Genomic DNA, 14,766 nt, shown 5'->3' with positions numbered 1-14,766 from the left:
GATTTTAGATTTTAGATTTTAGATTTTAGATTTTAGATTTTAGATTTTAGATTTTAGATTTTAGATTTTAGATTTTATAGGGGTTCTCAGATAGATGAGGTATAATATTCAGGTTTTCCGCCCTTTTTCTTGAAATATCTCGATTCATCAACCGTTTCAAGGGCTTCAGGTCTTTTTCGAGTTCATTCACTCCCTTTGTAACTTCATGTTAAGAAATGTTTTTTTGGACTGCCATAATTCCAAAGAAGGACTTATGCACGAGTTGGCATTCGTGGGATCTGCCGAAAGATAGTGTTACGCAATAGAGAGCAACCAGTTAAATAAACTGAAGTTGTCAGTGCTGCCACACCGGCCTGACTCTCGCTGCAATTCAGGAGAAAATGGGGAAAGTTACTGCGACAAAAACGGCAAATAGCTCAGTCAAGTCAAGCTCAACTAGCATTTGGACACGCTTCGACGCACAACGCAAACCCCCTAAAAAATCGCGTTCAAGACATTTTCGCTGGGTTGTGGACGCTGTAGTTCCCTTAGCCCTAACATTCACTGCCGGCATTGCTGTGCTGTTGCCCGGATCGCTACCCACGCCGGCACGTCTGGCACTCTTCGCCTTCATCCTAGCCGCCATCTTGTGGTCAACTACCTCAATTAACGCCGACTACATCGCCCTTGCCACCGTGATGCTGTTGATTTTGGCCGGCGGCAGTCCCCAAGAACAACTCTTTGACGCCCTCGCCTCAGATGTCATTTGGCTGATGATTGGCGCGTTCATCCTCGGTGGCGCGGTACAAAAAACCGGCTTAGCTGCACGGCTAACTCAACTCGTCGTCTCCCGTGCCAAAACCGTCCGCAGCTTATTCTGGCTGTTGACAACCGTACTAATTCCGCTCTCCTTCTTGATCCCTTCCACCTCTGGACGCGCTGCCGTTGCGATCCCCGTGTTTCGCAGCATCGCCAATGCCACTGACGATCGCCGGATCGTCCGCGCCTTAGCCTTACTAATGCCAACCATTATTTTGGTATCTACCATCGTTGCATTAGTCGGAGCAGGCTCTCACCTCGTTGCCAACGATTTGCTGCAACAGATTGCAAAAAAGCACATATCCTTCGCTCAGTGGGCGCTTTATGGCTTACCCTTTGGGATTGCTGCTAGTTACGCCTCTTGCTGGGTAATTATGCGCTTATTTCTGGATAAAGAGCGCCTCGATCGCCGATTACAAGTGCCGGTGCAAACCAGCAAGCCCTTCTCACAGGCAGAATGGAAAACTCTCGGCGTCGTCGTCGTGATGATCGGACTTTGGCTGACAGAAACCTGGCATGGTTTAGAAATTGCTACGGTTAGCGTATTTGGTGCTCTAGTGCTGACGCTGCCAGGAATTGGTGTCCTCAAATGGAAAGAAGGACTGAAAGCAGTTTCGTGGAATTTAATTGTCTTTGTGGGTGCCGCCTTAGTCTTGGGACAGGCGCTGATTGATTCCGGCGCTGCCCAATGGATTATCAACCAGTTGTTTATCGTCACCGGCATCGTTGGGGCGGAATCACGCACAGTCATCTTATTTGTGTTGGCCTTTATCTCCCTCACCTCCCACATTTATATGACTTCCCACACAGCACGGGCAGCAGCCTTAGTTCCTGCGCTTTTATACCTAGGGAGCAGTTTGCAACTTAATCCAGTTGCAGTATTATTCATCAGCACTGTCGGCATGGATTACTGCCTCACCTTTCCAGTTAGTTCCAAAGCATTATTAATGTTTCAAGAATTAGAAGGTGAAACTTATAAACCAGCCGATTTGCTGCGTTTAAGTTCCGTGTTGCTACTTGTTCACCTGGGACTGATGGTGGTGTTTTACTTTGGCTACTGGCGCTGGATTGGTTTGCAACTGTGACTTGTGAGGTTTCTGCCCATCAAAGGAAGGTTGATCCGTCTCAATGTCCTTGGCTGCTGGAAATCAAAGGCTCAAAAATTTGGCCAAAGTTCAGAATTCAGGGAAGAGGACAAAGCAAAAACTGATGAACTTGCGAAAGAAACTACTGACGACATTTGCAGGATTAGGATTGCTGGCGCTAGCAACTGCCGGCATGACTGTCTGGGCTATTGTCAAATGGCAAAACAGTGAAAATAAGCTGCAAAATCATTACCAGCGTAGCCTGTTGCTGCAGCGAGTCCGGGCAGGAACCTATCGGGCTTTCAAAGAAGTAACAGAGGCTGTCACCACCGATGACGATGCTCAGGAAGAGTTTGAGGAATCCCTTAAATCCGTCAGTGAAGACTTCAAGCAGTGGGCCGATCTGGCTGACAACGAGGAAGAACGAAAACAGGTGACACAAGTCCGCAATGCCTACGAAGTGCTGCTGCAAGATGCTCGTACTGTCTTCGACTTGGTGAGGACGAATCGTAAAAAAGAGGCTTTTAATTTTATCCAAAAGAAATTAGAAGATGATTTCGAGCCATTTGAGGAGTTAACAGAAGCAGCCGTCGAGTCTGACCAAAAATACCGCCAGGTGATTCAATCGCAAACTCAAAGCACTAGGGAAACGGCAGAACTGGTGCTAGCGATCGCCGCATTCGGCACCGTTTCGCTGGTATTGCTGCTGGCAGCTTATCTCGCCTCCGACTTGTTCGCACCACTGCGAGAGGTTGAACAAGCACTTGACGATGTGGCGCGGGGCGACTTGCAGCGCCGGCTGGAAGAGGAACGCGCCGACGAACTGGGGGCGGTAAACCGAGCATTTAACCGCATGGCAGAGGCAATGCAAGAGCGAGAGCACACGATTGGACTCGCTAGCTTGCCGACAGGTGTGACAGATGAGGCTTCAGACGGATCAATCCAAAATATGCCCTCACGGCTGACGCTGCACACCCTAGTATCCCAGTTGCGCTCTCGGTTTACCCAACTCGATAACGAGGTCGGCAGCAATAACACGATCGCGGCTGAAAACAAACAAGAAGTGATCGCTCAGCTAGACCGGCTGTTGCAGGCAGTTGCACGTGCCACCGACTTTGGGTTTCCTCTGGATCTCAACTTGGCCCGCACTGATATCCGTTCGCTGCTGTACGAAGTGCTGCTGCGTTTTCATGACGAGTTTGTTCGTCGTGCCATTAGCTTTGAGTTGGAAATTTCGCCAGACATCAGCCATGCACTGGTCGATCGGCTCAAACTGCGGGAAGCTTTGGGCGAGTTGGTGCGTAACGCACTCGCAGCTATGCCCGATCGAGGGGGGCAATTGGGACTTCGCTCGTCCATTGTGGCGGATGCCAACCAGTTGGTAATCGAAGTCGCTGACAATGGCAAGGGGGCTGAACAGCCCTCGATCGATCAAGCTTTTGCCACCTTTGAAAACCCACGAGGCAGGCGTGCCGGTGTGGGATTGCAGCTAACAAAGGCCATTGTTGAGCAGCATGGCGGTCATCTGAGTATTGACAGTCAACCTGGTGTGGGGACTTATGTTCAGATTCAATTACCGCTGCGCGAGTAAATTTCTGGCAAAATTTTCCCGAAGTGATATCAACTATTAATCAAAAACAACAGAAGATGAGCTTACGAATTTTAATTGCACCCTCTGGGTTTAAAGAAAGTTTAGAAGCAGATGAAGTTGCTAACAGTATTGAAGCGGGAATTTTGCGCGTCCTCCCATCTGCCCAAATTTATAAAGCACCGCTGGTTGACGGGGGCGAAGGTTTTTCTAAAGCGCTGGTGGCAGCAACCGGCGGCACGTTGCATGAACTGACGGTTACAGGGCCAGTCGGGCAGCCGGTGAAGTCCCATTTCGGCTTTCTGGGTGGGACGGATGTGAAAACAGCAGTGTTGGAAATGGCGGCGGCGGCTGGGTTGCGTTTGGTTCCCCGCAATGTCCGCGATCCTTTGGTGACAACAACTTACGGTGTCGGAGAATTAATTAAAGCCGCCCTGGATGCCGGTGCGGAACGCTTGCTGATTGGCTGTGGCGATTCCGGGACAAATGATGCCGGTGCCGGCATGGCTCAAGCTTTGGGTGTGCGCCTGCTTTCCGCTGACGGCAACGAGTTGGGACGCGGCGGCGGCGAATTGGCTAAGCTCGATCGCATCGATTTAAGTGAGCGCGATCGGCGACTGGAGCAGCTACAAATTGATGTGGCCTGCAACTGGCACAATATCCTATGTGGCCCTCACGGCGTTGCCAGAGTATTCGGCCCACAAAAAGGTGCCTCACCCGAAACGGTAGAGAAATTGGCTGCAGTTCTCGATCGCTTCGCTGATGTGATTGAACGAGACATCGGCATGGATGTGCGTGAAATGCCGGGTGGGGGTGCATCCGGGGGCTTGGGAACAGGCTTGAAAGCATTGCTGGGTGCGACGTTGCACTCGCGCTACGACATTGTGATGCAATATCTAGAGATTGACACCTTGCTGGCGGAGGTGGATTTGGCGATTACCGGCGAAGGCTGTATCGATCGGCAAACCCCACGAGGCAAGATCCCAGAAGAGGTGGCGCGGCGGGCCAAAGAATATCAGGTGCCGGTGATCGCCATTGTCGGCACAATTGGGGATGGGGCTAACCTCAATTACGAGCATGGAATTGACTCGTTTGCCAATATTTTGGAGACTCCAGGAACGTTAGAAGATGCGATCGCTAATGCCACTGAACTTCTGACTGATGCAGCTGAGCGAGTGATGCGTTTAATTTTAGTAGGTCAGAAACTCAAGTAACGCTTGGGATTTCCTAAAAGAATAAAGAGTAACTGTCACTGAGCTAAAACAATGGTGAGAAAAATGTATGCGCTCAATAATCCGGGGTAAATCGCTCAAGGATGCACGTCAAATGACGCAAAATCGTTCCTGAGTGGGTAGTCCGCCCCGAATTATTGAGCGCATACAAAATTCGTACCTCACCTTTTTGAGAAAGGCTATAGATTTTAGATTTTAGATTGGGGATTTTAGATTTTAGATTGTGGATTTGAGATTGGGGATTTTAGATTTGAGATTGTGGATTGCACAATGCCAGCCCTGTCAAGGTGCGCTCCTCTTCGAGGGCTGCGCTAACGACGGATTTGCCTTATTCTAGGTGTTGGCGATCGGCAATAAACAAGATTTATTACCGATATCTTTTGAAAAGAAGAAGAGCGATCGCTCCCCCCAACGAAATTTCCAGGGTTTGAGGGTCTTCTTAACCACCAAGACGCGGGCTGCGCGTACAGGGCGCACCTTACTCAACAAAACTCTTCGGGTGCGCCTAGCGCACCTTACTAGCTCAAAACTCAAAACTACTAGCGAGCCCAGTCAGTACCGCGCCACAGCGTAAAAAACAAAACACTAGAAATCAGCGCGCCCAGCAGCCACTTAACAGCATTTTTAAATAACCCCAAGCGCTGACTTGACTGAACCGCAGCGCTTTGCGTCTGCAACCGTTCCTTAGCCGGAGTAATTCTCGAAAGAATTTGGTTTTTCAATTCCTCCGGGTTTTGCGTATCCGTTTGTACCCCCAGACGGGTAAGTTCCCCCGCCAAAGTCTTTAAATCTTCAGGACTACCTTTATTCAGCCGTTCTTCCACCTGCTGCAACTGAGCTAATTGTTGGTTTGCTTGAGTAGTAATTTGCTTGTTGTTTTGGTTGTTGACGAAGATAGTGCCAAAAATTCCCAAAGGCAGCATCAGCAGAAAAACCAGCGCCAGCAGCAGACACACCCAAGACAAAACCTTCAAAAAAATGTCTTCAAAACGTTTGCGATCGTACCCTTCTCCAAAAAATATCAGCGCCATTGCCAGCAGAGGAACTGGCACTCGTTCCACTATTGCGCCAATCGTCTGCAATTCCCAGACGCGATTGCCAAAATTGCCTGGTATAAGAACTGCGATCGTATCTAATAAAGACAGAATTAATAGACCGTACCCAATCCAACGCAGCCTGTAGATAGAAAAACCTTGCTCGCCTTGTATGTCATTCATAAAATAATCAGAATTGTTGTTAAGAAAAATCTCTCTCGACCCCGCCAAAAAACGGATACTTGCAAACGACAACAGTCGTGGAGAGTCAAAAATTTTAGACTCTTGTTCAAGCTTCCAGATTCACCTGTGGAGTAAATCTAAAATCTAAAATCTAAAATCTAAAATCGACTGACTCGACTCAAGGTTCGGGAAATCGCGGCTGCCACCACCCATACCAAGAAACCCAAGCATTCTCTAGAATTTTTTGGGCATTTTCTGGAGGTGTTTTATCCAAAGGTACAGACATCTGAGTCCACAAACAGCGCCGGTCTTGAATATTTCCCCTACCCAACAGCCAAAACAGAATGCGGTTCGCCTGCCAATCGCGAGTATTTCGATTGTATCTAAACTGTTCGGCAGTGACTGTAGCACCGCCGCGAGGATTGATACACGAACTCAAATACAGTCGATTTTGCTTTTGCAAAATTCCGTGAAAACCTACCCCTTGAGTGCTTACCAATGCTAGTTTACCAGGAGACGACTTGAGAATAGTATGTCCCTTCATCATACTTTCCACATCCCCGTTGGTGTTTACCACATAACGCATCTCTATTTCTAGAGCAATGTTATTTTTTTGATATTCATATTTCCTGGCAGTTTTAACTTCTGAATTATCGCTAATTTCCAGTGCCGCGCTCTTTTGCAGTTGCCAATCTGCTAAAGGCACTGACTCTGAAAACTCAAACGGGGTTGCAGCAAAATTGCCAGTCGATGGATACAATACCAACTTTCCTGCGACTAATAAAACCGCTCCTAAAGTAACAGCCAACAGGGAAATTCTAACTGGTTTCCAGTAGGTAATAGTCATTAGCAGTTTTGTTTTTTCTTGTTTTCTGGTTCGTTTTTTAAGATGGCAAACCAGCAGAATATTCCGAAAATAAATACAGCAATCATCGAAAAGATTACCGAACCATTTCCTTCGTGCCAGTATTTAAATGCTTCTGTTTGAGATAGCGATACCAACACGGCCATGAGAGAAACTCGCGCTGCATTTACGCTAAATGCAATCAGGACTGCCACAATCGGTACTACTATTTTCTGTCCCGTAGTTGTAGGAAACATCAGCAAAAAAACTAAAGCAAGTCCTAACAATTGTAGAATTGCATTCACTCCCGAACAGCCGTGATAAACTTCGACGCTGCCTTTTTCTAAAATCAGAAAAACCCCTTGGCGTACAACTTCAAATCCTAAATAGTGCAGAATAAAAGCTGAAAATTTAGCCGTTAATTTCGCTACATCAACTAATCCGATCAAGCCGGGAGGAATAGCTGTATAGGCAAGAATTAGAAGTTCCTGCCAATATTGTTTCAGTCCTTTTGTTCCAGAAGCAAGCATTGCGAGACTGATTCCCGACAAAAAAGGCGTTGCTCTGATAAAAAAGTCGTATCCATATATAGAGGAACTTTTGAGCAATATTAAACCAATTAACGATGCCCCAAAGAAGCTGGCGAAAACTCCGCTTTCAAAAGTTAAGGATTCGTGTCTTTCCCAAATGAGAAATGCCACGACTCCCCAAAACAGTAACATTGTGCCGAAGAGGTCAGTGTCGTTTGTTCTGGAAGTCAGAGTTAGGTGCAGGGTAATCAAACCTGCTGCGATCGCCAACAGCCAGTATTTGGGTTCTTGAAGCTGCTTGAGCCAGTTGATTTCGGTCATTGCTTTCTGTTTGTAGTAGAAGCTTTTAAAAGGCTTATTTTGAAATTATCAGCCAGAAATAGTTGCTTTTATGCTTTATGGATCGAGTTTAACTAAATCTTTACATACATTGACAAGTGTTAATGTATGTGATATTGCCGAAGTCAGAAGCTAGAAGGCATAATTTCCGAAAAGTTGATAATTTCAGAATTTTCAATGTTAGTTAGTGCGAACAAAGAAATATTTCTTCCTTCTTGCTTCTTCCTTCTTGCTTCCTTCTTCCTTCGGACTAATTGGCGTATATCTTGCTGTAGTAAGTTTGATATTCCTCCGAAAGCAGGGGTTCCCACCACTCCCGATGAGCTAAGTACCATTCCACAGTCTGCCGCAAACCTTCTTCAACTGTTACTGAGGGAGTCCAACCTAACTCAGTTTTAATTTTGCTGGCATCAATAGCATAACGCCGATCGTGCCCGGCTCTGTCTTTGACAAATGCGATCAGTTGTTCGCAAGGACGGGCGGGCAAATCAGAAGCTAATTCGTCCATTAGCTGGCACAGCATTTTTACTAAATCGAGATTTTTTACCTCGTTGTTGCCGCCAACATTGTAGGTTTCCCCAGGTTTGCCGCGGTGGATAACGGCATCTAAAGCGCGGCAGTGGTCGAGCACGTAGAGCCAATCTCGCACGTTTTGCCCGTCGCCGTAAACTGGCAGCGGTTTGCCCAATAGCATATTGATGCACATTAACGGAATGAGCTTTTCTGGGAAGTGATAGGGGCCGTAATTGTTTGAACAGTTGGTGATAATTGTCGGGACGCCGTAGGTGTGGAAATAGGCGCGGGCGAGGTGGTCGCTGCCAGCTTTGGAGGCTGAGTAGGGACTGTTGGGCGAGTAGGCGGTTGTTTCTGTGAAGGCTGGGTCGTCGGGGCCGAGACTGCCGTAAACTTCGTCGGTGGAAACGTGGAGGAAGCGCATTTGTGCTTTGAGAGAGGGCTCATCAATTGCTTCAAAATGCTTGCGGAAGGCTTCTAAAAGCGTGAAGGTTCCGACAACGTTTGTTTGGACGAAGGCGGCAGGCCCGATAATTGACCTGTCAACGTGGGATTCTGCGGCAAAGTGGGCGACTGTGGTGATTTTTTCTTCTTTGAGCAAGGTATCGACTAGGGTACGATCGCAAATATCCCCCTGCACAAACCGAAAATTTTCGCCTCCTTCCAATATTGCCAGGGTTTGTCGGTTTCCGGCGTAGGTTAAAGCGTCGAGTACGACTACTCGATCGTCCGGATAGCTGCTGCACCAGTGATGCACAAAATTCGAGCCGATAAATCCAGCCCCGCCCGTCACCAACAATCGGCGAGGATCTCGCTCAATGCCTTGAGTCGCGCTGTCTGTCATAAAAATAAGAGTTTTTCCAATAACTAAGCCTTTACAAAAGTAGCCTTAAAAGTAGTTTGTCACCAAGTGTTTGCCGCCATGTAATTAAATTTTCTACTGTCTCTGCACAGATTTTCTGATTTCGGCGCGATCGAAGTATTGGTTCACAAAAGTTTAACTCCTACAGATTTTTTAGCCGAAACGCTTACAGAGCAACCATTGCAGATTTTTAAGCTGGCCAAGTTAAATTTTAATTGCGTCAGGCTATAGTTGACTTTTGCGATCGATCCGCGATTTGGACGGCGCACAGAGTTGATACATTGGTAAAGAGCTGTTACCATTAGTTTTTTAACTACCAGCCGGGAAGTCCCTCGGTATATTTAGAGGGGATTAATCTGAGCGCTGCGCGAAGTACCCCGAATAAATTACCGCAGGGATGAAAGGCTCGTCGGGTGTAGGTACGGAAACCGACAATTATTCTTTTATACCCCAAGATGATCTGGAAATACTCTGATACTATATTAGCAAGTGGGGGTGGAACTACCTCACTATAAAAAGCCTTTGAAAAAAAGGAAAAAGAAGCCTGCGGTCTAACTGTACTCAGTTGACCGTCAGGTTTGTTCACTAATCCTTTACAATCTTGCTTGGCACCATGAAGAAGTTTCAAGTGTTAGCTGGCATTGCTTCCGTCGCCGCGATCGCAAGCAGCATCGCCATAGGTGACGCCGCATCTGCTTTCCCCTGTTCCTACGGCAAATCTGGGGCGGCTCAATCTGGTTCTGCGACAACGATCCTGGGTTCCGGCGGCTCGGATCGCATGAATCCGTGGAAATCCTACAAAACAGCAGCTCTCGGTTTCCTGGGTTTGGGTGCAGTTTTGGGTGGCGGAGCGGCCTACATGAGCTACCGCGCCGGCAAGCGCGCTTCTGCTGCTTGCGCTGCGATGACCGATAATTTTGAAGTTTTTGAAGAGCTGGCTCCGATCGCAGATTCAGGTGTAGCTGAGTCAGCAGATGCGGTTGCAGCGGTTCGCGAACACCCAGAAGCTCCGGGCGGCGAGCTGGATTTGCCAGTTTCGCAAGTTGCCGAGTTGAGTTCGGAAATTGCGATCGAACAAGTCCAAAGCGCGATCGTCAAATAGTTATCTCAAACCAGAGTATTCGTTTAGCGCACCTCCAATCTTGCAAGATTGGAGGTTTTTTGAGTTGAAATTATCTACCCCTACAATTTCTTGTCCGGGCGATCGCAAAGCACAGCAAACAATGACCGATGAATCAATAGCACACAATATCATACTCCGGCTAAGCAAAGGAGCGCTGAATTAATATCAATTTTAAAAAGTCTTGCTACAATAGACCTCTTGCAAAAATCCTTTTAATCAAATTTTGGAACGGGCAAGATGCCCATTCCACAAGAAAAAAAATTTTGTGGGATGGGCATCTTGCCCGTCCTAGTTATTTTTGCAAGAGGTCTAATTATCAAATTTTTACCAATTATTAAAAATCGCAGATACCCGTCAGGACAAGGCCGTGCCGTTTCCCTACTGTATTTGCTCCGATTGAAAACTGCGATAAAATTAGATGACTCAAAGCGAGACAGTACGCTGCGGAGGCGATCGCTCAAAATGCCCTCGATATCAATCTGAGGTTAGACGGCAAGAGTGCAAATCGCCTGCTATCGTTGGAAATATAGCCCTACAGATTACAACTATAGGTTATTATGAATGATTGGCACGATCGATTCAATCAATTTACAGGTAAAACTAGATTGGCAGTTTGGCGGGTGTTCGTTCACCTAACAGGCGAAGAAGTTGCACCGCTGTTAGGAGTTCTCAACCGCACGGCCAGAGAAGCAATTGATGCCGATGGCGACCTAGCAGTTTTAGGAGAAGGTCTTGTAGAAATTTGCAATCACCTGTTGCAGTACGACAACTACTGGCAAGCAGCCGCCAATGAAGGCGATGTTTTTTGGAATGAAGGCGAAGCCGGCGATTATGTGGATGAACTTTTCACGGATTCAGCCGCTCGCTATCTCAGCGAGCCTCAATACAGCACCTCTGTTTACGATCAAAAATCCCCCTTGTCTTTGCCGGTAACTAGAAATGTCGTGGTGATGATTACCATTGCGTATGAAGGCGAAGTTGCTGCCCTAGAAACTGACCTCGCTGACATCAGCGCGCTGAAAGTCGGTTTAAAAGCACTGATTAATTTAAATTACCAGCACAGGCTCCGAGCTGTGCAACTTCATTTTTCTCCCGCACAGTTGGGAGACGAACTTACCAACGAGCAAGTGTTGGTCAATTTCCCAGAACTGATTCCTCTTTAAGGAAGGAAGAAGTTCGGCAAAGGATTCAGTAACGGATGTAACTGATGTAACTGATATAACGGATGTCGGGAAGAAGGAAGAAGGAGCAATTATCAAACAACCCCTGCCCAATTACCAATGACAAATTACTATTTATGATGCTGCGAAGACTGACAATTTATTTAATGGCTTTAACTTTCTTGTGGACGGCAACTGCCTGCGGTTCTCCTACCCCAGAAGCTCTTCCAAGTCCTGCGGAAAATCCGGCGGAAAATCCTGCGGAAAATAGGAATGTAAACACGGTGCGTCCTGCACCAAACAATAACTTGGCTAAAGGTCAATATCCCGTACAGCAAGCTACCTACGATGATGCTGAGGGCGAATACAGTTTGATGTTGCTGAATACACCCGCCGGCACTCCCCCGGTTTACCGCAGTAGGGATTTGCAAATGGCTCGTTTAACGGATGAAGAAATATCGGCAGGTAAGAAAAGTTATCTAAATCTGGATAACAATCAAGCGGCTTTGCATTTGACAGAAGATTTTAAAATTGAGTACGTTCACAACGTGACTGAAACTGTTAATAACCCTCAAACCGGTCAGCCCCAAACCGTAGTAGTCAGACAGCAATCTGGCTTCTGGGCGCCGTTTGCTGGGGCTATAGCCGGTCAGGCGATCGGCAGTTTGTTATTTAGACCCCAATATTATATGCCGCCAGTCTATCAGCCGGGAATTATGACAGGATATGGCGGGTATGGCAATACTTACGGTCAAGCTGTTCAGCAGTATCAAACTCGCTACCAAACTCCGCCTGCTGCGGTGAGAAACCGTCAAGTTTTAAGGACGACCGGCCGTTTGCGATCGCCCACATATAACCAGCCAGTAAGACCATCAGCACCGCCCAATGCTAATCGATCGACCGGTTCGGGTTACGGTGGCAGCACTTTGAGGCGGAGTCCCAACTCAACTTCCCCGCAGCAAAGGCGGAGTCCGAGTTTTGGTAGCGGCAGGAATTCTCGTCAACCGAGTCGGACTCGCTCTTTCGGGAGTGGCAGAAGGCGTTAAGAATGTCATTTTTGAAACTCAGTCAGGCAAAATGTATCCTGCCCTTTCATCATCGCGAAGTCGAGGATTCCAATCTGGATTTAACGTCAGCAATTTAGGCCAAGGCTGTAAATCATCCGCCCTCAATTCCAGATGATAAAAATAGAGAACCAGACAAAATAGACCTGAAACTGAAAACAAAGCATTCTTTAGATTAGCCTCTTTCTTTCGTCTTGAGTAACTACATATAACCACAAAATACCGCGCTGCGATCGGGCAAGATTGTGGCATTTACTGGCGCGAAACCGACCCTCCAGAAAAGGGAGCCGAAGCGCCTGACTGGTTCTACGTTCCCAACGTTCCGCCCCTAATAGATGGGGAAATTCGCCGCTCTTACGTGATTTGGCGCGAGTATATTGTGCCATTAATTGCGATCGAATTTGCTAGTGGTAATGGCTCTGAAGAACGAAACAATACTCCCTTATCTCGCTTACCAGAAGGTGTCAACCAGAAACCCGGAAAGTTTTGGGTATACGAGCAGATTATTCACATTCCTTACTATGCGATATACATCATTAAAACGAGCGAATTGGAAGTCTATAACTGGGTGAATACTCGTTATCGCCGTTTGCAACCGAACGATCGCGGACATTATCCGATCGACCTGATGGGAGTAGAGTTAGGTGTGTGGGAAGGTAGCTATCAAAATCAGCATCAGCGATGGTTGCGTTGGTGGGATAATGAGGGTAATTTGTTGTTAACTGGTAGCGAACAAGCTAGACTCGAACGCCTCCATACCGAACAGGAACGCCAAAGGGCCGATCGCGCAGAACAAACCCAACGGGATGCGATTCCCCAACTGCTAGCAATGGGTTTAACCGTAGAGCAAGTGGCTCAGGCGCTGTCGCTGTCGGTGGAAGATTTACAGAGAATGGGTTGACAGTTAACTTTGATGATTCAGACACAAAATCTCTTTTCTCGAATTGCTGGTATTTCTACACTCGTCCTTTGTGCAGCCGGCGGATTGTTGTACGTCAAAAAACCCGTACAATCTGTTCCCGCAAAACCAGCACCCGCAGAAATTGTACAAGCTGCGGAAGTGCGATCGCTCCCCGGACAACTCGACAACATCCCCCTCTTCAACAGCGACAGTCCCGAATGGGTGAAAAAAGAAGGCATTTTGCTCTCAACTTTTCCTCCAGACGGCAAAAAAGTCCCCGCAGCTCACCTGAACTTTGCCTTTCAAGGGCAATTCAACCTGTTTGCTCACCACTTTTCTCACACTCCGCTGAATTTACGCACGTTGTATATCGGAGCTTTGCTGTACAATCCCAGTTCCGCGCCCGTGACGGTAGAAGTTTTGCAGGCAGCCAGTTACCTGATGGAACCAGACGCACCGTTCAAACAAAAACCCGCACTAAGTGAGAGTCCCAACGGCGAAGTATATTCCGGCCCTGGGATTCGCGCTGTCGATAGCGTTTTGCGGGGAATGCGGCAGCCGGATTTTCCCGAAAAACTGCTCGTTGCACCGGGAGAAACCGCATTGTTGATGAATCGGCCTATTCCCGTGCGGGGTCTGGAAAAGCCGATAAATGGTCGTTCTACCTTTGTGCGGCTCAAAAGTAGCGGCAAGGTTTACGCCGCTACTTTGGCAATGTATGCACCTCAAAATGCTGATGGGGGCGATCCTCTTCGAGGGCTGCGCCAACGCGCGCCAACTCTGGAAGAATGGCAGCAATTGCTGAATAATGGCGGTTTGGCAGGCCCCCGCGACAAAACCCCGACTCCCCCCGACGGGACTTCGGGAAGCCTGATTTACGGCCGCGTGGCAGGGGTGCAGCAAGGTTCTGGATGGTTCGCGGAATTAGTCGATCGCGATGCTAAAAATCTGGCAATTCCCCAGACTGGAAAAGCGATATCCTATGCGATCTCTACCTTGCGCGGGGGCACTTTGGGAACCCAACAAGTGCAAGCCGGAAAAATGCTGGCGCGCTATCCCGACACCGCTTACGAAGCCCACGGCAATTACGGCGTACACTACAATCTGATTTTGCCGCTGCACAACACTGCCCAAAAACCGCAAACGGTAGCGGTGAGTTTGGAAACGCCTTTAAAAGAAGATCGACTCTCAAAAAATGGATTGCGATTTCGTCAACCTCCCCTAGATTTTCCCTATTTTCGAGGTACTGTGCGGCTGCGCTACCAAGATGATGGAGGTTACGATGTAACTCGCTACGTGCATTTGTGGCACCGTGTCGGTCAAGTTGTGGAACCGATGGTAAAGTTGAGCTTAGCTGCGACAGAAACGCGAGCGGTAAAAGTTGATTTTATTTATCCTCCCGATTCCACGCCGCCGCAAGTATTGACAGTGAGAACTTTGGAATAGTTGATTTATTTATTTCAGTCACTACCAGACGAAAAAATATGTGATTTAATTTCTACATTGGTCT

The 14,766-nt window shown here is 47.7% G+C and carries 11 protein-coding genes and 1 pseudogene; 8 read left to right on the top strand and 4 right to left on the bottom strand.

Annotation, left to right across the window (positions count from 1 at the left end):
- The first annotated feature begins 380 nt into the window (after positions 1-380).
- The 3 genes from QUB70_RS18980 (at position 381) to QUB70_RS18970 (ending at position 4,685) form a co-directional block, all read left to right on the top strand.
- Positions 381-1,883 carry an SLC13 family permease gene (locus QUB70_RS18980; protein ID WP_332982715.1) on the top strand — a complete coding sequence of 501 codons (1,503 nt, stop codon included), beginning with the start codon at positions 381-383 and terminating at the stop codon, positions 1,881-1,883.
- 124 nt (positions 1,884-2,007) lie between these two features.
- Positions 2,008-3,474, top strand: a complete 1,467-nt coding sequence (locus QUB70_RS18975; RefSeq protein ID WP_332982714.1) for a sensor histidine kinase — start codon at positions 2,008-2,010, stop codon at positions 3,472-3,474.
- Between the two features lie 56 nt (positions 3,475-3,530).
- Positions 3,531-4,685 (top strand): glycerate kinase family protein, encoded by a 1,155-nt coding sequence (locus QUB70_RS18970; protein WP_332982713.1) that lies wholly within the window; start codon positions 3,531-3,533, stop codon positions 4,683-4,685.
- Positions 4,686-5,242: 557 nt separating this feature from the next.
- On the opposite strand, the gene hpsJ-A is transcribed toward QUB70_RS18970, so the two are convergent.
- From hpsJ-A to rfbB, 4 genes are all read right to left on the bottom strand, one after another.
- Entirely contained in the window at positions 5,243-5,920 is a 678-nt protein-coding gene (gene hpsJ-A / locus QUB70_RS18965) for an HpsJ-like protein, cyanoexosortase A-associated (RefSeq protein ID WP_332982712.1), read from the bottom strand.
- 178 nt (positions 5,921-6,098) lie between these two features.
- Positions 6,099-6,767 carry a cyanoexosortase A system-associated protein gene (locus QUB70_RS18960; protein ID WP_332982710.1) on the bottom strand — a complete coding sequence of 223 codons (669 nt, stop codon included), beginning with the start codon at positions 6,765-6,767 and terminating at the stop codon, positions 6,099-6,101.
- Positions 6,767-7,615, bottom strand: coding sequence for a cyanoexosortase A (crtA, locus tag QUB70_RS18955; RefSeq protein WP_332982709.1), 849 nt, complete (start codon positions 7,613-7,615; stop codon positions 6,767-6,769). The genes QUB70_RS18960 and crtA overlap by 1 nt, the downstream gene beginning before the upstream one ends.
- A 268-nt stretch (positions 7,616-7,883) precedes the next feature.
- Positions 7,884-8,990 (bottom strand): dTDP-glucose 4,6-dehydratase, encoded by a 1,107-nt coding sequence (gene rfbB, locus QUB70_RS18950; protein WP_332982707.1) that lies wholly within the window; start codon positions 8,988-8,990, stop codon positions 7,884-7,886.
- 631 nt (positions 8,991-9,621) lie between these two features.
- Between rfbB and QUB70_RS18945 the strand changes: the two genes are divergently transcribed.
- From QUB70_RS18945 to QUB70_RS18925, 5 genes and pseudogenes are all read left to right on the top strand, one after another.
- A complete protein-coding gene (locus tag QUB70_RS18945; RefSeq protein WP_332982706.1) occupies positions 9,622-10,110 on the top strand; it encodes a hypothetical protein in 489 nt (162 codons plus the stop codon).
- 578 nt (positions 10,111-10,688) lie between these two features.
- Positions 10,689-11,294 (top strand): DUF1517 domain-containing protein, encoded by a 606-nt coding sequence (locus tag QUB70_RS18940; RefSeq protein WP_332982705.1) that lies wholly within the window; start codon positions 10,689-10,691, stop codon positions 11,292-11,294.
- Positions 11,295-11,428: 134 nt separating this feature from the next.
- Positions 11,429-12,337: a hypothetical protein gene (locus QUB70_RS18935; RefSeq protein ID WP_332982704.1), complete on the top strand. Its 909-nt coding sequence runs from the start codon at positions 11,429-11,431 to the stop codon at positions 12,335-12,337.
- A 247-nt stretch (positions 12,338-12,584) separates the two neighbouring features.
- Positions 12,585-13,256 (top strand): annotated as a pseudogene (locus tag QUB70_RS18930) (Uma2 family endonuclease); the annotation flags it as partial.
- A gap of 12 nt (positions 13,257-13,268) precedes the next feature.
- Positions 13,269-14,702 (top strand): DUF3370 domain-containing protein, encoded by a 1,434-nt coding sequence (locus QUB70_RS18925; RefSeq protein WP_332982702.1) that lies wholly within the window; start codon positions 13,269-13,271, stop codon positions 14,700-14,702.
- Positions 14,703-14,766: the final 64 nt, after the last annotated feature.

The sequence above is a fragment of the Microcoleus sp. A003_D6 genome (assembly GCF_036702825.1).
Lineage (GTDB): Bacteria > Cyanobacteriota > Cyanobacteriia > Cyanobacteriales > Microcoleaceae > Microcoleus.
The sequence above is the reverse complement of the archived record's forward strand: the minus strand, read 5'-3'. Positions and strand labels throughout refer to the sequence as shown.

Bases quoted from the DNA above. Each gene is read 5' to 3' on its own strand.
- QUB70_RS18980 (WP_332982715.1), top strand. From the start codon at position 381: ATGGGGAAAGTTACTGCGACAAAAACGGCAAATAGCTCAGTCAAGTCA.
- QUB70_RS18975 (WP_332982714.1), top strand. From the start codon at position 2,008: ATGAACTTGCGAAAGAAACTACTGACGACATTTGCAGGATTAGGATTG.
- QUB70_RS18970 (WP_332982713.1), top strand. From the start codon at position 3,531: ATGAGCTTACGAATTTTAATTGCACCCTCTGGGTTTAAAGAAAGTTTA.
- hpsJ-A (WP_332982712.1), bottom strand. From the start codon at position 5,920: ATGAATGACATACAAGGCGAGCAAGGTTTTTCTATCTACAGGCTGCGT.
- QUB70_RS18960 (WP_332982710.1), bottom strand. From the start codon at position 6,767: ATGACTATTACCTACTGGAAACCAGTTAGAATTTCCCTGTTGGCTGTT.
- crtA (WP_332982709.1), bottom strand. From the start codon at position 7,615: ATGACCGAAATCAACTGGCTCAAGCAGCTTCAAGAACCCAAATACTGG.
- rfbB (WP_332982707.1), bottom strand. From the start codon at position 8,990: ATGACAGACAGCGCGACTCAAGGCATTGAGCGAGATCCTCGCCGATTG.
- QUB70_RS18945 (WP_332982706.1), top strand. From the start codon at position 9,622: ATGAAGAAGTTTCAAGTGTTAGCTGGCATTGCTTCCGTCGCCGCGATC.
- QUB70_RS18940 (WP_332982705.1), top strand. From the start codon at position 10,689: ATGAATGATTGGCACGATCGATTCAATCAATTTACAGGTAAAACTAGA.
- QUB70_RS18935 (WP_332982704.1), top strand. From the start codon at position 11,429: ATGATGCTGCGAAGACTGACAATTTATTTAATGGCTTTAACTTTCTTG.
- QUB70_RS18925 (WP_332982702.1), top strand. From the start codon at position 13,269: ATGATTCAGACACAAAATCTCTTTTCTCGAATTGCTGGTATTTCTACA.